17 protein-coding genes and 1 pseudogene are annotated in these 18,195 nt (G+C 68.1%); 8 read left to right on the top strand and 10 right to left on the bottom strand.

Annotated features, from left to right (window positions below; translation table 11 throughout):
• Positions 1–108: 108 nt before the first annotated feature.
• Positions 109–942: a serine aminopeptidase domain-containing protein gene (locus tag AC1HFH_RS13925; RefSeq protein WP_480243192.1), complete on the bottom strand. Its 834-nt coding sequence runs from the start codon at positions 940–942 to the stop codon at positions 109–111.
• 279 nt (positions 943–1,221) lie between these two features.
• On the opposite strand from AC1HFH_RS13925, the gene AC1HFH_RS13920 reads away from it, so the two are divergent.
• On the top strand, positions 1,222–2,175 hold the full coding sequence (locus AC1HFH_RS13920; protein ID WP_480243191.1) for an alpha/beta hydrolase: 954 nt from the start codon (positions 1,222–1,224) through the stop codon (positions 2,173–2,175).
• 158 nt (positions 2,176–2,333) lie between these two features.
• On the opposite strand, the gene AC1HFH_RS13915 is transcribed toward AC1HFH_RS13920, so the two are convergent.
• A complete protein-coding gene (locus AC1HFH_RS13915; RefSeq protein WP_480243190.1) occupies positions 2,334–2,927 on the bottom strand; it encodes a TetR/AcrR family transcriptional regulator in 594 nt (197 codons plus the stop codon).
• A gap of 159 nt (positions 2,928–3,086) precedes the next feature.
• Here AC1HFH_RS13915 and AC1HFH_RS13910 point away from each other — a divergent pair, with 159 nt between their 5' ends.
• Positions 3,087–3,716, top strand: a complete 630-nt coding sequence (locus AC1HFH_RS13910) for a flavin-containing monooxygenase (protein ID WP_480243189.1) — start codon at positions 3,087–3,089, stop codon at positions 3,714–3,716.
• Positions 3,717–3,896: 180 nt separating this feature from the next.
• Entirely contained in the window at positions 3,897–4,988 is a 1,092-nt protein-coding gene (locus tag AC1HFH_RS13905; protein WP_480243188.1) for a saccharopine dehydrogenase family protein, read from the top strand.
• Positions 4,989–4,998: 10 nt separating this feature from the next.
• Here AC1HFH_RS13905 and AC1HFH_RS13900 read toward each other — a convergent pair whose 3' ends face one another.
• Both AC1HFH_RS13900 and AC1HFH_RS13895 read right to left on the bottom strand, forming a co-directional pair.
• Positions 4,999–6,201: a lipid-transfer protein gene (locus AC1HFH_RS13900; protein ID WP_480243187.1), complete on the bottom strand. Its 1,203-nt coding sequence runs from the start codon at positions 6,199–6,201 to the stop codon at positions 4,999–5,001.
• On the bottom strand, positions 6,185–6,640 hold the full coding sequence (locus tag AC1HFH_RS13895; protein ID WP_480243186.1) for a Zn-ribbon domain-containing OB-fold protein: 456 nt from the start codon (positions 6,638–6,640) through the stop codon (positions 6,185–6,187). The genes AC1HFH_RS13900 and AC1HFH_RS13895 overlap by 17 nt, the downstream gene beginning before the upstream one ends.
• Before the next feature lie 132 nt (positions 6,641–6,772).
• Between AC1HFH_RS13895 and AC1HFH_RS13890 the strand changes: the two genes are divergently transcribed.
• Positions 6,773–7,540 (top strand): hypothetical protein, encoded by a 768-nt coding sequence (locus tag AC1HFH_RS13890; protein WP_480243185.1) that lies wholly within the window; start codon positions 6,773–6,775, stop codon positions 7,538–7,540.
• A 21-nt stretch (positions 7,541–7,561) separates the two neighbouring features.
• On the opposite strand, the gene AC1HFH_RS13885 is transcribed toward AC1HFH_RS13890, so the two are convergent.
• Positions 7,562–9,001, bottom strand: a complete 1,440-nt coding sequence (locus tag AC1HFH_RS13885; RefSeq protein ID WP_480243184.1) for an MFS transporter — start codon at positions 8,999–9,001, stop codon at positions 7,562–7,564.
• Between the two features lie 161 nt (positions 9,002–9,162).
• Between AC1HFH_RS13885 and AC1HFH_RS13880 the strand changes: the two are divergent.
• The 3 genes and pseudogenes from AC1HFH_RS13880 (at position 9,163) to AC1HFH_RS13870 (ending at position 10,740) form a co-directional block, all read left to right on the top strand.
• Positions 9,163–9,740 (top strand): annotated as a pseudogene (locus AC1HFH_RS13880) (helix-turn-helix domain-containing protein).
• A 258-nt stretch (positions 9,741–9,998) separates the two neighbouring features.
• Entirely contained in the window at positions 9,999–10,163 is a 165-nt protein-coding gene (locus AC1HFH_RS13875) for a hypothetical protein (protein WP_480243183.1), read from the top strand.
• A gap of 10 nt (positions 10,164–10,173) precedes the next feature.
• Positions 10,174–10,740, top strand: a complete 567-nt coding sequence (locus AC1HFH_RS13870; RefSeq protein WP_480243182.1) for a disulfide bond formation protein B — start codon at positions 10,174–10,176, stop codon at positions 10,738–10,740.
• 19 nt (positions 10,741–10,759) lie between these two features.
• Here the strand turns inward: AC1HFH_RS13870 and rph are convergent, their stop codons facing one another.
• The 5 genes from rph to AC1HFH_RS13845 form a co-directional block, all read right to left on the bottom strand.
• The gene (gene rph / locus AC1HFH_RS13865) at positions 10,760–13,384 is read right to left on the bottom strand and encodes a rifamycin-inactivating phosphotransferase (protein ID WP_480243181.1); all 2,625 of its coding nucleotides are present in this window, start codon (positions 13,382–13,384) and stop codon (positions 10,760–10,762) included.
• A gap of 111 nt (positions 13,385–13,495) precedes the next feature.
• Complete coding sequence (locus AC1HFH_RS13860; protein WP_480243180.1) at positions 13,496–14,326, bottom strand: ABC transporter permease; 831 nt, start codon at positions 14,324–14,326, stop codon at positions 13,496–13,498.
• Between the two features lie 43 nt (positions 14,327–14,369).
• On the bottom strand, positions 14,370–15,341 hold the full coding sequence (locus AC1HFH_RS13855; protein ID WP_480243179.1) for an ATP-binding cassette domain-containing protein: 972 nt from the start codon (positions 15,339–15,341) through the stop codon (positions 14,370–14,372).
• 180 nt (positions 15,342–15,521) lie between these two features.
• Positions 15,522–16,577: a ribosome small subunit-dependent GTPase A gene (gene rsgA / locus AC1HFH_RS13850; protein ID WP_480243178.1), complete on the bottom strand. Its 1,056-nt coding sequence runs from the start codon at positions 16,575–16,577 to the stop codon at positions 15,522–15,524.
• Between the two features lie 205 nt (positions 16,578–16,782).
• Positions 16,783–17,274: a glycine-rich domain-containing protein gene (locus AC1HFH_RS13845; protein ID WP_480243177.1), complete on the bottom strand. Its 492-nt coding sequence runs from the start codon at positions 17,272–17,274 to the stop codon at positions 16,783–16,785.
• Positions 17,275–17,878: 604 nt separating this feature from the next.
• Between AC1HFH_RS13845 and AC1HFH_RS13840 the strand changes: the two genes are divergently transcribed.
• Positions 17,879–18,181: a hypothetical protein gene (locus AC1HFH_RS13840; RefSeq protein WP_480243176.1), complete on the top strand. Its 303-nt coding sequence runs from the start codon at positions 17,879–17,881 to the stop codon at positions 18,179–18,181.
• The last annotated feature ends 14 nt before the right edge of the window (positions 18,182–18,195 follow it).

The following is an 18,195-nucleotide window of genomic DNA, read 5'->3' as shown; positions in this document are numbered from 1 at the left end:
CAAGATAGCCCAGGAAGATCGCGGACACCGACCGTTTCGACGGGTGTCGCTGCCCGGAGCAGCCCTCCGAGCACGCACGATCGATACCGGAGCTATCCCGGGCTCGCCTCAGCGACTCCCATGAGTGTCGCCGACCGGCGCACGGTCGCCCTGGGACGACACCTGCTGCCACCACGTGGCGATCCGTTCGACCACCGGACCCGGTGTCCGCACCCATTTGATGTGGTCGTTCGTGGCACCGTCCGGTACGTCCGCAGTACGGTAGTCCCACCTGGTGGCCCGCCCCGGGGCGAACAGGTCACGTGCGAAGGCATCGATACCCCGTGCCGGCGCCAGTGCATCGTCCTCGAGGGCGACGATCAGGGCGGGCGTGGCGATAGGGGCTGGTACCGGGTACGGCGGGCGGCCGGTCAGCACCATTTTCGCCCACTCTCGCATCTGCGTGCGGGCGCCGGGCGCGCCGAAGGCGGGCTTCGGCAGATAGCCGAATACTGCGGTGACGACAGGCACCAACAGCGCCATGACCGCTACGGGAATGCCGAGATTCGGGAAGTGGCGATGGTGCGGCAAGCTGCCTCCGACGGTGACCATGCCGTCCGCTCCGGGATGGTTGAGTTCGTGCCCTGCGGCGAGTTGAGCGCCGAGGCTGTGCCCGAGCACGAGCACCGGCCGGCCGGGTTCGTCGCGGCGGATCGCGCGTACCGCATCGGCGATGGTGTCGATCTCGTCCCGGTAGGACCAGTCGTTGTGCCGCGATGCGGGCGCAGCCCCTTCCTCGAATCCTCGCCTGGGCAGGGCCCGCGCGTTCCAGCCGAGCTCGGTGAACGCGGCGACCAATGGGGCGTAGAAGCGCGAACCGATCGCCATGGCCGGGACGATCAGCACGATCGGGGCACCGTCCGGCAGTCCGGTATCTGATCGCTGGACACTCGACCTGCTCACTGACGCTCTCCTTCGCTCGTCCGGCCATCGCTCCCGGCGGGCCCGAAATCATTGACGCCGGTTTACCCACAGGCTAATGTAAGCAGCGAATACATCGCCACCCGCCCCCCGCATGGAGGGACCCCGCCGGCCTCCCGGATGGAACAAGCACCCGGCCCGGACAGGCGCAGATGGTCGATCACCTCGCCACAGCCACCGAAGGCTGCCACCGAGGCAACGCTCACGCAGGAACACCGCATTTCACCCGATGTATGCAGCACCCGTTCAAAGGAGATCGTGATGACCGAAGTCCAGCCGGTTCTCGAGCCCGAGGCAGCGGAGTTCGCGAAGGCCACCGATACCCCGCCGTTCCTGTACCAGCTACCACCCGCCGAAGGCCGGAAGGCTGTCGACGAAGTCCAATCGGGCGAGATCGATCTGCCGGCCATCGACGAGGAGTGGATCACCGTCCAGGGTGGACCCACCGGCTCGGTGCAGGTCCGTATCGTCAAGCCCGCGGGCGCTACAGGCACCTTGCCGGTGGTTTTCTACATCCACGGGGCCGGCTGGGTATTCGGCAATGCGCACACCCACGACCGGCTGGTCCGGGAACTCGCGGTGGGCGCCGGGGCCGCAGTGGTGTTCCCGGAGTACGACCTGTCACCCGAGGCGAAGTACCCGACGGCGATCGAACAGAACTATGCCGCCGCGCAATGGGTTGTCACCCACGGCGCCGAAAAGGGCCTCGACGCGACCCGGTTCGCGGCCGTCGGCGATTCGGTCGGCGGGAACATGACCGCGGTTCTCACCCTGATGGCCAAGGAGCGTGGCGATGTGCGGATCTCCCAGCAAGTACTGTTCTATCCGGTCACCGACGCCGACTTCGATACCGGGTCCTATCACCAGTTCGCCGAGCACTACTTCCTCGCCCGCGAGGGCATGCAGTGGTTCTGGGACCAGTACACCGAGAACGATGCACAGCGCGACGAGATCTATGCGTCCCCGCTGCGCGCCTCGGTCGATCAGCTGCGGGGTCTGCCGCCCGCACTCGTGATCACCGGCGAGGCGGACGTTCTGCGCGATGAGGGGGAAGCGTATGCGGCCAAGCTTCGGCAGGCCGGCGTCCCGGTCACCCAAGTGCGATTCGGCGGCATCATTCACGATTTCGTCATGATCAACTCGATGCGGTCGACCCAAGCGGCGCGCGCCGCCATCGCGCTGGCACAGACCACCCTGCGCACAGTATTGCACTGAGCCACCGACCGAGTCGTTTTCAGCCGCCGAGTCCGGTTCGACCCCCGGGCTCGGCGGACCACCCGTCGCATCGGGACACCTGCTGGACCTCGCCGACACGGCCGGCGAAGTCCTGCTCACCGTCCGCAACACCCGATCCGTTGCGGGCGCTCCCCGGCTCACTGCCGGGCGGACGGCAGTTCCGGGAGTCGTAGCACGGCGAACACGGCATCGCGGACTCGGCTCTCGAGATCGCCCGCGTCCACCGGGTCGAATTTGCCTTGCAGGTACAGGAATGCGAGGCCGTGCACCAGAGCCCACATCGCGGTAGTGAGAGACTCCTCGTCGACCGTGGGATAGATCCGCCGCACGATCGACTGCACGTAGCCATGGATCGCATCGGTGGCCGCCACGCGTTCGGGGCTGGTCGGATCGCACGGATCGGCGAACATCACCCGGAAGAGCGCGGGGCGCGCCAGCGCGAACCGAACATAGGCGACGGCGATATCGGCGAGATCCTCCGGAGTCCTCGGCTCGGCACTCGCCGTCGTCAACTGCTCGGCCAGATCACGAAAGCCGACCGCGGCCACTGCCGACAGCAGGGCATCGCGGTCGGCGAAATGCCGGTACGGAGCGGCGGTGGACACCCCTGCCCGGCGCGCGGCAGCCCGGAGCGAGAGGTCTGCCGTGCCGTCCTCCTCGAGGAGCTCCACGGCAGCACGGACGAGCGCGCTGGGTAGATCGCCGTGGTGATACGAGTTCGACGTTGCCATGGATCAAATCTAACAAGTGTTGACAGTGCTTACACTTAACTATACCGTGGCCTTCGGTACGCAAATGTTAGCAGTGTCAATATTCGCGGCGGAGTCCACTGGCAATGCGCGGCCACATGCACCTCACCGGATCCGCCACCCGCACCATGTCGGAGAATGATGCCAACACCCACACCACGGCCCCGCGAATCCGGCGACGACGTCGCCGTCCCCCACAACCACGTCGTCATCGTCGGCACCGGGTTCGGCGGGATCGCCGCGGCCGTACGGCTACGCCGGGCCGGGATCGCCGACCTCCTGCTACTCGAACGCGCCCACGAGGTCGGCGGAGTGTGGCGGGACAACGACTACCCGGGTGCCGCCGTCGACGTCCAGAGCAATCTCTACTCGTTCTCGTTCGCACCGAATCCACACTGGCGCAATACTTTCGCCAAGCAGCCCGAGCTGTTCCGCTATCTTCGGAGCGCCGTGGACGCGCAGGGGCTCCGCGACCGTATGCTGCTCGACTGCGCCGTCGAGCAGCTCGACTGGGACGCCGCCGCGCAGCTGTGGCGTATCACGACCGCCCGAGGACCCCGCACGGCCACGCACGTGGTGCTGGCGACCGGCGCCCTCGCCGACCCGCTCGTCCCCGACATTCCGGGCCTGAACCACTTCACCGGGGTGTCCTTCCATTCGGCCCGCTGGAACCACGACATCGACCTCACCGGAAGCGGGTGGCCGTCATCGGCACCGGCCCTTCCGCGGTCCAGTTCATTCCGGCGATCGCACCCGAGGTGGCCCACCTGACCGTCTTCCAGCGCACGCCCGCTTGGGTCGTTCCCCGGCACGACCGGCCCATCGGCATGCTGAGCCGCCTTCCCTACCGACGCTTCCCCCCTGTCCAACGCCTCGAGCGGACCTGATCGCCCGGACCCTGTCGACGGAATCGGAGAACACACCGTTCCTCCGCAACGAAGGAGAATCTCGATGACCGGACGTATCGTCCTGCTCGGCGTCACCGGCTACACCGGCGGACTCGTCCTCGATGCTCTGCTGCGCCGGGGCATCGAACCCGTCGTCGCCGGCCGCAACCGGACCGCGCTCACAGCGATCGCCGAACGATTCGACCTCGAGTGCGCGATCGCCGATGTCACCGATGCCGCCGCCGTCGCCGGACTGGTGGACCACGGCGACGTGTTGATCAGCACGGTGGGACCGTTCGAGCGTTTCGGGCACACCGTTGCCCGCGCCGCAGCCGAAGCCGGCGCCCACTACATAGATTCCACCGGCGAAGTCGGTTTCGTCCTCGATCTGCGGCGCGAACTGCACGAGCGTGCCCGCGCTACGGGGTCGGTGATGTTGCCCGCCTTCGGCTACGACTACGTGCCGGGCATCCTGGCCGCGACATCGGCCGCACTGCAGGCGGGCCCTGCCGTGCGATCCCTCGATATCGGCTATTTCGCCATCGGATCCCTGCGCCGCGGGCTCAGCCAGGGAACTCGCACCACGATGCGCGACGGCCTCACCCTGCCCTCGCCACGGTGGCGGAAGCGCGAGCTCGTCGCAGCACGGACCGGTTCCGGAGTCCGGGCATTCGACGTCCGTGGCCGGCGGCGCACCGCCTCGCTCGTATCCGGTAGCGAGGTACTGTTCCTGCCTGCACTGTTCCCGATGCTGGATTCCGTATCGGTCTACAACGGCTGGTTTCCCGCTCTCAGCCGACCGCTCGTGGCGGTCTCTGCGGTCACTGCGGCGATGGCCCGACTGCCCTTCGGGCGAGCTGTCATCGATGCAGCCACCCGCCCGATGGTCGGGCCGCCCGGTGGCCCGGACGCCGCGGAACGCGCCCGCACCCGCTCGCACGTCGTCGCGGTCGCGACCGCCGAGGGCGCCCGGCCGGTGGAAGTGCACGTCGAAGGCCCCAGCGCGTACAGCCTCACCGGTGAACTCATGGCCTGGGCGGCGCAACAGCTCGCCACTGTCGCGCCGCCCGTAGGCGGTGTCCTCGGCCCGGTTCAGGCCTTCGGGTTCGACACCCTGCGCGCGGGGTGCGGCGACGCCGGCCTGGCCGAGGTCTGACCGACCCGGGTCAGCGAGTCGCGACGATCGCCGACCCGTGCCCGAACAGTCCCTGGTTCACGGCGATTCCGGCGCGGGCGTCATCGACCTGGCGGCCGTCGGCCTGTCCACGCAGCTGCCAGGTGAGTTCGCAGACCTGAGCGATCGCCTGGGCGGGAATGGCCTCGCCGAAGCAGGCCAGTCCACCACTCGGGTTCACCGGCACCCGGCCGCCCAGGGTGGTGGCGCCGCTGCGCAGCAGTTGCTCCGCCCCACCCGGTTCGCAGAGTCCGATGTCCTCGTACCAGTCCAGTTCCAGCGCAGTGGACAGGTCGTAGACCTCCGCGAAGGAGAGGTCGGCGGGGCCGAGGCCGGCCTCCTCGTATGCTGCGTGTGCGACGGCGGAACGGAAGTCGCGCGGCGGTGGTTCGACGGCCACGGCCGAATCGGTCGCGAAGTCCGGCAGGTCGAGTACGGTTTTCGGGAAGGTCGGCGTCACCGTCGACAAGGCCCGGATCCGGACCGGGTCGGTGAGCCCGTGCCGCCTCGCGTAATCCATCGAGGTCAGCACCAGTGCGGCGCCACCGTCGCTGGTGGCGCAGATGTCCAGCAGCCGCAGCGGATCCGAGACGACCGCGGAGGCGGCGACATCCTCGGCCGACACCGCCTTGCGGTACCGGGCGTACGGGTTGTCCAGACCGTGCCTGGCGTTCTTCACCTTCACCGCGGCGAAGTCGTCGAGGGTGGCGCCGTGCAGCGCCATCCGCCGGCGGGCGTAGAGGGCGAAATAGATCGGGTTCGTGGCACCGAGCAGATGGAACCGCAACCAGTCCGGATCGTCGCGGCGTTCCCCGCCGACCGGCTGGAAGAAGCCCTTCGGAGTCGCATCCGCCCCGACGACCAGCGCCACATCGCACAGTCCGGCCAGGATCTGCGCTCGTGCGTTGGCGATGGCCTGGGCGCCCGAGGCGCAAGCGGCGTAGCTGCTGGAGATCCGCGCGCCGGACCAGCCCAGTGCCTGGGCGAACGTCGCGCCGGCGACGAAACCGGGGTATCCGTTTCGGATCGTGTCCGCCCCGGCGATATAGCCGACGTCGCGATGGTCGACTCCGGCGTCGGCCAGCGCCGCTCGCGCCGCCACCAGGCCGTATTCGACGAAGTTGCGGCCCCACTTGCCCCACTGGTGCATGCCGGCGCCGAGGACGGCGATATCGCGGTCATTCGTCTCGGTCATCGACCGGCCTCCACATCCACACCGTGTGCTCGGCGTCCTCGTCCTCGTACAGCACGCCCTGGGTCAGTTCGACCGGCATGCCGACCGCCAGGTCGTCCACCGTCAGGCCACGCACCACCTGCCCGAGCACGACCATCTGCTCCACCTCGAGTTCCACCGCCGCGACGACGTACGGCTCGAACGGGTCGGGCGAGACATAGGGCGGTGGCGGCTTGTACCGCGCGTCGGCGTAGGACCAGATCCGGCCGCGCGTGGAGAACAGGTAGTCGGTGAGCTCGGAGCCGTCCTTGGTTCCCGTGCACTGCGGGTTCCGGCAGGCCAGGGTGTTCCGCGGGAAGTACGGCGTGCCGCAGGCAGTGCAACGGCTCCCCTGCAGGCGCACCGTGCCGTCGTCCGCAGTGAACCAGCCGGCCACGGCGGGGCGTTGTTCTTTCTGCACGACACCGACCGTATAGGAACACGTTCTACTTTGGGGCGGAAACCCGCTCCACCGCCGACCCGGCCCGGGTACGGTGAGACCGAATCGACGGCACGAGTCCAGCCATCGAGCCCTCTGGAGTATCACCACCCGATGAGCACCGAAGTCATCGATCCCCGAGCCATCCGAAATGTCACGGTCGTCGGAGATCCCGACCAGACGATCCGGGTTCTCCACCGCCTGACCCGCGCTGGTGGCGGATCCCGAACCGGCGCGGCGAGCACGATCCACTGGACGACGGATCACATCGAGCACACCATCCGGCTCACGGAACTGTCCGCGCACGCACCCACCCCGGACCTGGAACGGACCATCCGGACGGCCGACGGGGTGATCACGGTGCTCGAAGCCACCGAGCGGAGCACCCCGCGCCTCGACACGGCGTTGCGGGTCGCCGATGACCACCAGGTCGCCCGGCTGTGCCTGGTGACCGGACTCGACCATCCCACAGCCGATTTCGACCGCTGTATCCGTACCGTCCGGGCTACGCACGGCGCGGTACCGCTGCCCCTGCAGTTTCCGCAGCGCATCGGTGCCGAGTTCGCAGGTGTCGTCGATCTGATCCCGATGTCGGCCGGCGACCCAGTCCTCGGCCCCGGCGACCGGCAGCGGAGGACCACGCAGGAGCGATTCCGCGACCTCGCCGACGAGGTCATGGGTCCAGGCACCGGTCCGCGCGACCGAGGGATTCCACCCGAGCAGTTCCACGACCTCGTGCGCCGCCGCACTCATTTCGGCGATACCGCACCCGTCCTGTGCGATACGACGCCGTGGGGCCGCATCGCTCCGCTACTGGACGCCATCGTCCGGTACCTGCCGTCGCCGCTGGAGGTGTGCCAGCCGGAACACACCCTCGACTGACGACGGACGGCGCCCTGGCGGTCAGTTTTTCCGCGTGGACTTCGTCGCCGAACTGCTACCGGGGTCGCGGGATCCGCCGAACCACCGCACGGCCCGGATCCGGCACGTGGTTGCCGCGGTGGCGGCGAACGGAAACAGGAGTGCCCCACAGCATGTGATGACCAGCCAGCCGGGTAGGCTCGCGGCGGCGAAGTCGCCGGGAGCGGCGTCGGCTACGAGAGTTCCCGCCAGTGCGATACCGAGGGCGGTGCCGACCTGGCGGGCCGTGGAGGTCGTACCGCCGGCGACGCCCGCACGGTCGGGCGGCAGGCCGTTCACGGCTGTGGTGGTGATCGGAGCGTTGGCGAATCCGACGCCGATACCGATGAACGCAAAGGCGAGAAGCAGAACGGGCAGGTTCGAGCCCGCGGGTAAGCCGAAGAGGCAGAGCCCGCCCGCGGTGAGGAAGGCGCCCGCGAGCAGCAACGGAATTCGTGGACCGATCCGCCCGACCAGGTATCCGGATGCGGGCGCGAATACGGCGGCGCCGATCGCCATCGGCAGGGTCGCCGCCCCCGCAGCCAGTGGCGACCACCCCTCGACCTTCTGCAGGTACAGCGTCGCCAGCAGCAGCGTCATGCTGAATGCGACGAACACCGCCACTGCTCCCAGCACGGCACCGGTGAAGCTGGGCACCCGGAATAGGCCCGGTTCGATCAACGGTTCGCGCCGGCGCGATTCCACCACGACCAGGGTGACCGCCACGACCACCAGTACGCCGAGACCTGCGACGACGGTCGGTGACGACCAACCCAGGCCGGGACCTTCGATCAGCAGCAGCACCCCGATACCGAGCAGCAGGATGAGCAGCGCTTGTCCGGGCAGATCGATGCGCCGGACCCGCGGGCCCCTGGATTCCGGGACGAACACCGAGACCGAACACAATGCGACGAGCACGACGGGGATGTTGATCCAGAACACGGCTCGCCAGTCGAACGCCGCGATCAGCGCGCCGCCGGTCACCGGCCCGGCGGCCATACTGAGTCCGAAGACGGCTCCCCAGACACCGATCGCCTGCGCCCGCTCACGCGGATCGGTCATCACGTTCACCACGATCGCCAATGCCACCGGCGTCAGCATCGATGCGCCGATCCCCTGCACCACCCGGGCGCCGACCAGGACAGCGAAGGTGGGCGCGGCGGCGCACACTATCGAGGACACCCCGAACACCACCAATCCGGTTCGGAGTACTCGGCGTCTGCCGAATCGGTCGGCGAGGGCGCCGGACGTGATCAGCAGGGCCGCGAACGCCACCGTGTAGGCATCGACCACCCACGGCAACCGGCCGGGATCCACCGCCAGCCCACCGCCGATCTCGGCGAGGCCGATCGTGACGATCGTGGTATCCAGGCCCACCAGGAACAGTGCGGATGCGCAGATGGCCAGAACGGTCCACCGGCGGCCGAATCCGATCGCGGGCACCTCGGCAACGACTGTAGGAACAGGGGCAACAGTGGTGTCGGCCACGCGGAACCCGCCTTCCGTTACTTCTGCGAACAAGACATCGTCGATGGTTGCGGTCCGGCGGCACCCGAGCCCAGAAATCTTGCAGAATCTGCAAGAATGACGCGGTGAGCACGGACGTGTCGGGAATCATCGACGCCATCGGCCCGCGCCTGCGCGCGCTGCGGCACGCCCGCGGACTCACGCTCGCCGCACTCGCCGAACGAACCGGACTGTCGGTCAGCGCACTGTCCCGGCTGGAAACGGGCCACCGGCAGCCCACTCTCGACCTGCTCATTCCGCTCGCACAGGCGTATCGGGTCGCCCTGGACCGGCTCATCGCCGCGCCGGCCACCGGCGACCCGCGCGTGCATCTCGAACCCCACCGGCACGCCACAGGCGGCACCGTCGTCCCGCTGACCACCTACCAGGGACGGGTACAGGTCTTCAAACACATCCTCGGCCCACGCGAGCCCGTGCTGAAGTCACACGACGGGCATGCCTGGCTCTACGTCCTGGCGGGCACCCTCCGCCTTCGCTGGGCACCGACGAACATCTGCTCGGCCCCGGCGAAACCGCCGAATTCGACCCCCGGACCCCACACTGGTTCGGTCCCGCCGACGACTCCGCGGTCGAGATACTGCACCTGTTCGGGCCACACGGTGACCGCGCGGTCTCTCGCGTCACACCGGGTACCGGACAGAACTCCGAGAAATAGTCGCCCGGGTCGAAAATACCCGCGACCACGTAATCCGTCGGCCCTGCAACGGCACCGGCGCCGACGGATACACCCGCGGAGATCATCGGCGGCCGGAATTACGGTTGTCCGATATTGCGCGCGTCCGCCGAGCCTCCACCGATTCCGGTTGATCGGCGGATACCATGACCGCAACGTCCTCGATGCGCCTCGGCAAATCATCGAGGATGCTGCTCTCCCACTGATCGACGCGTGACGTCGCGGGAAAGGCGGGTACGGATGGACACACTGATCATGCTGGGATTCGCCGCCTGGCTGATACTCATGATCGTCCGGAATATGCGCCGAATCGTGTTCGTCATCGTGTGGCTGGTGGCGATGGTTGCGCTGCTCTGGGCACTGGCCTACCACATCACCGAGCCGCTCGGTCTGACCGGTTTGTGAGAGGGAGAACATGGTCGCGCGATTCATCAGTACCTGGCTGCCGCCGGTCTATGTCATCGCATTCCTGGCCGTCATTCTCGGCGGATTCTTCGAGGGAATCTTCGGCGATACGCTGCCGTGCCCGCTGTGCATGCTCATTCGCTACTTCATGTTCCTGTCGATCATGCCGATCGTCTGGCTCATCTGGCGCCGCCGCACCGAAGAGGTACCCAAGTCCGATGCGATCATCGCGTGGGGGCTGGCGGCCCTGTCCTCGGTGGGCGGGGCGGCCGCCGCCGGACGCCAGATGCTGCTGCACATGCAGAAGGGCGACCCCGGCTACGCCGGCACGGTCTTCGGATTGCACACCTACACCTGGGCATTCATCATTTTCGTGATCTCCGTCCTCGGCTGCCTGGTGGCGTTGATGTGTGTCGACGAGTACCGGGCACTCGACCGGCATCGGCTGCCCCGGCCGCTGATGGCCGCCGTGCTCGTCACCGTGCTCGCCAATCTCGGCTACGTGTTCGTCGAGGAGGGCTTCAACTGGACCCTCCCCGACGATCCGCAGTGCTACGAGCTGATCGACGACTGCTGACCGCTGTATCCGACGATCATCATTCGCCCTCCGGCAGGATCTCGACATACCCATCGGTTCCGTGCACCCGGATCCGTTGACCGTCCCGGATCAGGCCCGTGGCGTTCTCCACGCCCACCACCGCGGGCAGCCCGTACTCGCGGGCGATCACCGCACCGTGCGTCATCAGACCGCCGACCTCGGTGACCAGGCCCGCGATCGCGACGAACAGCGGGGTCCAGCTCGGATCGGTGTAGGCGGTGACCAAGATGTCGCCGTTGGCGAGATCGGCCCGGGCGAGGTCGGTGACGACGCGGGCGCGGCCTTCCACGGTCCCGGTCGACACCGCCATCCCGGGCAGCGCATCGGCCGGCAGGCCGGCCCGCCGGTAGGCGCCGGTGTGCACCACGCCGTCCGACGTGAGCACCCGAGGCGGCGTGAGCGCCTGATAGGCACGGAATGCCCGCTTACGCTCGTCGATCCGGCCCGGGTCGACGCGCTGAGTACGCACCACCTCGCGCAATTCGTCGAACCGCAGGTAGAAGATGTCCTCCGGGTCCGTGAGCACGCCGGCCCGCACGAGCCGGTCGGCTTCGTCCAGCAGCGCATGTTTGTAGACGAAGTAGCGGCAGACCATGCCGTACTTCGGATATTCGCGATAGCCGGCGAATGTCCGGACGCGGTCGATCATCGCCTGCGTTTCGCTGGCCTTCGTTTCTCCGTCCGGTAGTTCGCGCACCCGTTCCAGTACGTCCTGCGCCGCGTGCTCCGCGGCGCGCAGTCCCTCGGTGAACCGGTGCTCGGCAGCACCGGGTGCGAAATTGCCGACATTGCCGAGCAGGGTCGGAATCAGCGTTGTGGGGCATTCCCGCCAGCGCGGCCGGGTGATGTCGATCTCGCCCGCACAACGCATCCCGTAGCGGTCGAGGAATCCGTCCAGTGCCGCACGGACCTCGCCGCCGCCCGGCCGCCGCGCCAATTCGTCCAGGAACTCGCCTTCGGCGACCCCGTGCTCCTCGACGTGCCGCAGATAGGCCACCGCTTCCGGATGCGGCCGGAGCACATCGGCGACATCGAGCAGCGCCAGGCCCATTTCCGCGGTGACGTTCCCGGAGACGGATTGGGTGAGTGTGTCCGCGGCGTTCTTCTCCCCCAGCCAGGTGTACAACCGGTCGTTGAGCCACCCGGCTGCCTCCATGCCGGCTCGGATGACATCCTGGCTCCGCGAGTTGAACAGCAGTCGCCGCAGTTCCTGGATATCGTTCTCGACGAAATTCAGCAGCGCGACACCGGACACGGTGTGGATATCGTGTTGCAGTGCGGTGACGGAGCGTTCGTTGTCGGCGATGAGTTCGGCGACCAGCGCCGGATCGGCCTCGATCAGCGGTTCTTCGCTCCCGGCCCAGCCGCCTGTCGGGGCACGGCCGACAGCGTCCGCGGTCGTCTCCAGGAGGAAACCACTGTCCACGACGGCCTGCAGGGCATCGCCGGTCAGCGGATCGGATGCCCGGAATCCGGCGACCATCGCATCGCGGGTACCCGGTGCCGCCAGGGCGCGGGTGGCATCGACGAACAGGCGGCCGCCCGCATCCGGCATCGGCGCCGGGCTGGTCAGCTGCCACACCGACAGTCCCAGCGGCTTCATCGCATCGGTCATCATCTGCTGGTGGCCGACCGAGATGTAGACGTGGTTCTCGTCGTCCGCGGCTTCCGGAATCGGGAACAGTGTGGTTATCGGGCGACTCTGCACGATGCGGAAGTCCTCGCCGTCCAGACACCATTCGATGTCCTGCGGGCAGCCGAAGTGCGCTTCGATCCGGCGGCCCAGCCGGGCGAGCCGCAGGATCTGCGCATCGGTGAGCACCTGCTGGTCCTGCCGTTCCGGCGCGATCTCCCGGACCTCCGTTCCACCGTCCGGATCGGCAACGACGGCCACCTTCTTGGTGGCGACCGTCCGCTCCGTGACCGCCCCGTCGCGCACCCGGTAGATATCGGCGTTCTCCAAGCCGGATACCAGTGCCTCACCGAGACCGAACCCGGCGTCCACCGAGACCACCTTCCGGTCGGAGGTGACCGGATCGGCGGTGACCAGGACTCCCGAAGCCTGCGGGAACACCATCCGTTGCACGACCACCGCCATCTCGATCGTCCGGTGGTCGAAACCGTTGCGCAGCCGATAGGTGACGGCCCGCTCGGTGAACAGCGATGCCCAGCACCGCCCGACCTCCGCGAGAATCGCCGCCGGGCCGACGACATTCAGGTAGGAGTCCTGCTGTCCGGCGAACGAGGCCGTCGGCAGATCCTCGGCGGTTGCACTGGACCGCACCGCACAGGGGATGTCCGTGCCGAGTCGCGCATATGCGGTGGTGATCTCCGCCGCGATATCGTCGGGGATACCGAATTGTTCGATACGCCGCCGGATCTCGGCACTCAGCTCGCCGATCCCGGACCGGTCGTCGGGCGCCTGGCACGACAGTTCGTCGAGCTGCGCGTCGAGACCGGGGACCACGTCGCGCACCCGCCGGAATGCCTCGGTCGTCACACAGAAGCCGTCCGGCACCTCGACGCCCCCGATCCGGGCCAGCTCCCCGAGGTTCGCCCCCTTGCCGCCGACGCGCGCGATCCCGGTCCGATCGACCTCCGCGAAGCCCAGCACAAAACTCATTCCGACCACTCCTCACCTGGCGTTTCAGCACGTAGCGAGCGATTATGGACCAGATTCCGATTCCTCATGAGAGCCGGCGATCATGTATAACGTAGAAGGGGGATGAACAGGTCAGCGTTCCCGTCGATACAGTCGCATCGTGATCGGGCCGAACACCGTGACCAGCCCGGCACATATCGCGAGAACCCAGCCGATGTCACCGGCGTCGGGGTCGCCGTGCACGAGACCGCGCACAGCGGTGACCAGATGGGTGATCGGGTTCAGGTCGACGATCGTCCGCAGCCATTCGGGCAGCGTGGCGGGATCGACGAACACGTTGCTCACGAAACTGAGCGGGAATGTGACGAGGATGGCCAGGAACATGACCGATTCCGGGGTGCGGGCGAGCAGACCGAGACAGGTCCACACCCACGACAGGCACCACGCGAACAGCAACACCAGACCCACCCCGGCCAGGATTCCCGGAACCCCGGCGTCGGGCCGGAATCCGAGCAGCATTCCGGCGGCCACCACCATCGTCGCGGCGACGGCGTAGCGCCCGAGGTCTGCGAACAGCGCACCGACCAGCGCGGCGGGCTGCCAGATCGGCAACGATCGGAACCGGTCGAACACTCCCCTGCCGATATCGGTATTGAGCGCGACTGCCGTGGACTGGGTCGTCATGACCACCGTCATCACCAGGATGCCCGGCAGCACTGTCTGCAGGTAGTCGCCGGTGGAGCCGGCGAGGGCCCCGCCGAACAGGTAGGTGAACATGACCAGCATCAGCAGCGGGAACACGGTGACGTCTGCCAGCTGATCGGGCACGTGCTTCATCCGCAGCATCGCTCGCCAGGCGAACGTCGCGGCACTCCCGGCCGGGCCGGGACGGCGGGGCGCCGGGCCTGTGGACAGCACCGAGCGCATCGGGTCGGCGGCCGGTGCGGTGGCGGTAACGGTCATGGGGCATCTCCTCTGTCAGACAGGCCGGCTGGTGGAAACGAGCTCATGCGGCGGCGTCGGCCGGGCCCGGGCGCCGGTCGGTGAGAGTCAGGAACACCTCGTCGAGGCTGGGCCGGCCGACGCTGAAGTCGCTGGTGGCGATTCCCGCGGCGGTGAGAGCTGTCAGCGCCGCCCCGGCCCGGCCCGGATCGGTCAGCCGAGCGGTCAATACCGCCGGTTCGGCGCCGGAGTGGACCGGGACGCCGAGCAGGTCGGTGAGGAGCCGGCCGGCGTCCCCGCGCCGGGCGGGGTCGTGCAGCCGGATGTCCAGCACTCCCGCGCCGAGCGATTCCTTGAGCTGCGAGGGCGTCCCTACGGCGATCACCCGTCCGTGGTCGATGACCGCGATCCGGTCGGCGAGCTGATCCGCCTCGTCCAGGTATTGCGTGGTCAGCACGACCGTGGTGCCGGCGGCGGTGAGCGTCCGCACGATGTCCCACACCCGGCTGCGGCTTCGCGGGTCCAGCCCGGTGGTGGGTTCGTCGAGGAACAGCAGGTCGGGGGTGACGATCAGGCCTGCAGCGATGTCGAGGCGGCGGCGCATACCACCCGAATACCGTTTGGCGGGGCGGTCACCGATGTCGGCGAGGTCGAATGCGGACAGCAGTTCACGGGCCCGGCCGATGGCGGCCCGATGCCGGTAGCCGTGCAGCCGCCCCATGAGGGTCAGGTTCTCCAGACCGGTCAGGTCTTCGTCGACCGCGGCATACTGCCCGGTCAGGCTGATGCGCGCACGTACTGCGGCGGTGTCGTCGACCAGATCGTGGCCGAAGATGCGCGCGGCTCCACGACTCGGGCGAATCAGAGTGGCGAGCATGCGCACCGTGGTGGTCTTCCCGGCGCCGTTCGGGCCGAGTAGTCCGAACACCGTACCGGCGGGCACGGTGAGATCGATACCGTCCACCGCCACGGTGTCACCGAATCGTTTGCCCAGCCCTTCGGCGTGAATCGCCGGTTCGATCGTGGTCTTCTGCATGCCCGACCCCACTCCCTTATGTTGTAAGCCTTATGTTGTAAGGTAGACTTACAACATAAGGCTGTCAACAGGTGCGGAGAACCCGCGGGCACCTGTGGGGCAGCGGAATCCGTCATCGGCAGGAAGTTTCGCCCCGGTACCGGTGCGACGGCGGCATCGCCGTACACCGGCCCTGTTCACCTACCGGCGCCGCCCGGTCCGGCGCGCTTCCCGATTCCGCAGTCGACTCTCAGCGGAGACCCGTTTCCAGGCCCGCTCCCGCTCGGCGGCGAGACGCCGGTCGGTGCGGGCGACCTGCCACTCGTTCTCCCGCAGCAGCTTCCGATAGCTGGTCAACCGGCGCGCCGGCAGATCACCGGCCTCGATGGCGGCCCGCACCGCGCATCCGGGTTCGGTGTCGTGGGCACAGTCACGGAACCGGCAGTGTGCGGCCAGCGATTCGATATCACTGAATGTCCGTTCCAAGCCGTCGGCCGCATTCCAGAGACCGATGCCTCGCAGGCCCGGGGTGTCGATCAACGTGCCGCCGCCGGGAATCGGGCGCAGCTCACGGCGCACAGTGGTGTGTCGGCCCTTCTTGTCCGACGCACGAACCTCGGATGCGGCGAAGATGTCCGCACCGAGTAGCGCATTGGCGAGTGTCGACTTACCGGCACCGGATGCCCCGATGAGCGCCACCGTTCCGGTCAGCAGGGCAGCCAGGACCTCCAAGCCCTCACCACTGGCGGCGCTGACCGCCAGCACGGTGGCGCCGGGCGCCGCCGCCCGCACCACGTCCGGGTCCGGGACGGACACGGTGTCGGCCTTGGTGAGCAGGACGACGGGCTGCGCCCCGCTTTCCCAGGCCAGCGTCAAGAGCCGCTCCACCCGACCGAGGTCGATATCGCCGTCCGCCGGAACGCAGATCAGCACGGTGTCGAAATTGGCGGCGAGCACCTGCGCCTCGGAGCGCCCCGACACCGCGGCTCGGGTGATCGCCCCGGTTCTCGGCAAAAGCTGCCGCACCATGGTGTCCGGGCCGAGACCGACCCAATCGCCGGTGCACAACCCGACAGGCCCGGCGCCGACGGGCAGTGCGTGCGCGCGGACGAGTCCTTCCGGAGCAGCGACATCGCAGTCGCTGCGTTCCATCCGGATCACCCGCGCGGGCCGGCAGTCCTCCCGCAGCTGGGGAAGATAGCGTTCGGCCAGCGAGTCGCTCCAGCCGTAGGGTACGAGCAGGTCGAAATTCGACATGTAGGAGTCCTTGTTCGGGCGCCGAGCCCGGGCGGACTCAGCGAGAAGTGGGAAAGAGAGGAGTTCCGGGCAGCACGGCCCGCACAACCGTCACCACGGACGCCACCTCCACTCGATCACCGGTTCTTCTCGCTGACAGCAGGGATATTCGCAGATGCTCGCCGGGCCGGGCAACCGAATTTTCTCGGCCCGTCGGCCGCCCTCTTCAGCGCTGGAGTTGCCGCTGCACCGCAGCGACATGCCGGTCGTCGACACCCCACGGACTCTCGACGCCCACCCGGCGGTCCAGATCCCACAGCACACACCGCTCACCGGGTTGCGCCACGATCGACCAGGCCACCACGGTCCGGCCGAGCTGCTCGACCATCGAACCGTGACCGCCGTCGCCGACACCGTCGGGAAAGTGATGCAGGAACCGGCCGTACGCTATGGAGCAGAACTCGGCGTAGAGCTTCGTGCACAGGATCAAGCCGTGCCAGGCCTCGTCGACGGCCCGCGAAGGCATACCGATCACCTGATCGTCGCGCATGGCCGCACCGCAGCACCGCAACCATTGCCGGAGGCCGGTTTCCACGACATCGCGGGGCTGCCAGGGGCAGGTCTTGTAGACCGCCTCGGGCAGCCGCAGCGCCGCGACGGTTCGGTCCACCACGGACAGGTCCGGCGGCCGCGATCCGCGCCGGGAAAACGAGAGCACCACGATTCACTGTAAGACTTTGCCTCGGTGGGCTGCCCGCGTCCCCGCCCCCGGCTAGCCTGGTTATATGTCGATGCTCGCAGTGGTGGTGTTCGTCTTGGTCGGTGCCGGCGCCCTGGTCACGGTCGCCGCTCTCCTGGCACGCACGCTGAGTCGCGGCCGGGGAACCCGCCCGGCGAATCCGAGCTGGACGGCCGGAGCCGCCGGATCGGCCGCCTACCTCCACGACAACTCTGCACCGTCGCATTCCGGCGAGCACCGGCACGGGGATTCGGGAAGCACCGATTCATTCGGCGGCGACGGAACCAGCGGCGGCCATGGCAGCGGCAGCAGCTGTGGCGGCGGGGGCGGCAGTACCAGTAGCTGCGGTGGTGGCGGTGGCTGCGGCGGAGGGTCGTAGCCGTCGGTACGTCGAACGCACACGCACCGAGACACGCCGCCGCAACGCCTGACCCACACACCCGGGGGCGATTCATCGGAGCTTCGTGCTGACACGACCGCCTCGAATGCAGGATGATTGCTGAATATTTGCCACCGCCGGGTAGGGTTGCACGAACCGGAGCGCGAGGCCCTCGTTGTCGAGCCGAGAGTGAGGAGCGTGATCATGCCCCTGCCGAATCAACCCGACAGCGACACCTACGGCAGCACAGCGGGTTCGAATGAACCCGACGACACCGAACGTTTCGAAGCGGACCGGCTTGCCTGCGCTCTCGAAGAGATGGTGCACATCGTGCTACGGCACCACGGGTGGGACCTGGAGCAACTCGCCGCCCGCGTCCAGGTACCGGCGAGCTGGCTCGCCGAACTACTCGGCACACCGGATATCCCCACCTGGCTGCTGCGCCGGATCACCGGCGTCCTCGGTGCCGGGACCGACATCGACCTCGCCCCGGAACCGGACGGCTGAACGACGCGGCCACC

This window comes from Nocardia sp. KT25-26, from assembly GCF_056627695.1.
Note: the sequence above shows the minus strand (reverse complement) of the source record. Positions and strands in the feature narration are given on the sequence as shown.

Excerpts from the sequence above, each read along its gene's own strand:
- AC1HFH_RS13920 (WP_480243191.1), top strand. The coding sequence starts at position 1,222 with ATGACCGAAGTCCAGCCGGTTCTCGAGCCCGAGGCAGCGGAGTTCGCG.
- AC1HFH_RS13900 (WP_480243187.1), bottom strand. The coding sequence starts at position 6,201 with ATGACCGAGACGAATGACCGCGATATCGCCGTCCTCGGCGCCGGCATG.
- AC1HFH_RS13875 (WP_480243183.1), top strand. The coding sequence starts at position 9,999 with ATGGACACACTGATCATGCTGGGATTCGCCGCCTGGCTGATACTCATG.
- AC1HFH_RS13840 (WP_480243176.1), top strand. The coding sequence starts at position 17,879 with ATGCCCCTGCCGAATCAACCCGACAGCGACACCTACGGCAGCACAGCG.
- AC1HFH_RS13890 (WP_480243185.1), top strand. The coding sequence starts at position 6,773 with ATGAGCACCGAAGTCATCGATCCCCGAGCCATCCGAAATGTCACGGTC.
- rph (WP_480243181.1), bottom strand. The coding sequence starts at position 13,384 with ATGAGTTTTGTGCTGGGCTTCGCGGAGGTCGATCGGACCGGGATCGCG.
- AC1HFH_RS13855 (WP_480243179.1), bottom strand. The coding sequence starts at position 15,341 with ATGCAGAAGACCACGATCGAACCGGCGATTCACGCCGAAGGGCTGGGC.
- rsgA (WP_480243178.1), bottom strand. The coding sequence starts at position 16,577 with ATGTCGAATTTCGACCTGCTCGTACCCTACGGCTGGAGCGACTCGCTG.
- AC1HFH_RS13915 (WP_480243190.1), bottom strand. The coding sequence starts at position 2,927 with ATGGCAACGTCGAACTCGTATCACCACGGCGATCTACCCAGCGCGCTC.
- AC1HFH_RS13870 (WP_480243182.1), top strand. The coding sequence starts at position 10,174 with ATGGTCGCGCGATTCATCAGTACCTGGCTGCCGCCGGTCTATGTCATC.
- AC1HFH_RS13860 (WP_480243180.1), bottom strand. The coding sequence starts at position 14,326 with ATGACCGTTACCGCCACCGCACCGGCCGCCGACCCGATGCGCTCGGTG.
- AC1HFH_RS13910 (WP_480243189.1), top strand. The coding sequence starts at position 3,087 with ATGCCAACACCCACACCACGGCCCCGCGAATCCGGCGACGACGTCGCC.
- AC1HFH_RS13905 (WP_480243188.1), top strand. The coding sequence starts at position 3,897 with ATGACCGGACGTATCGTCCTGCTCGGCGTCACCGGCTACACCGGCGGA.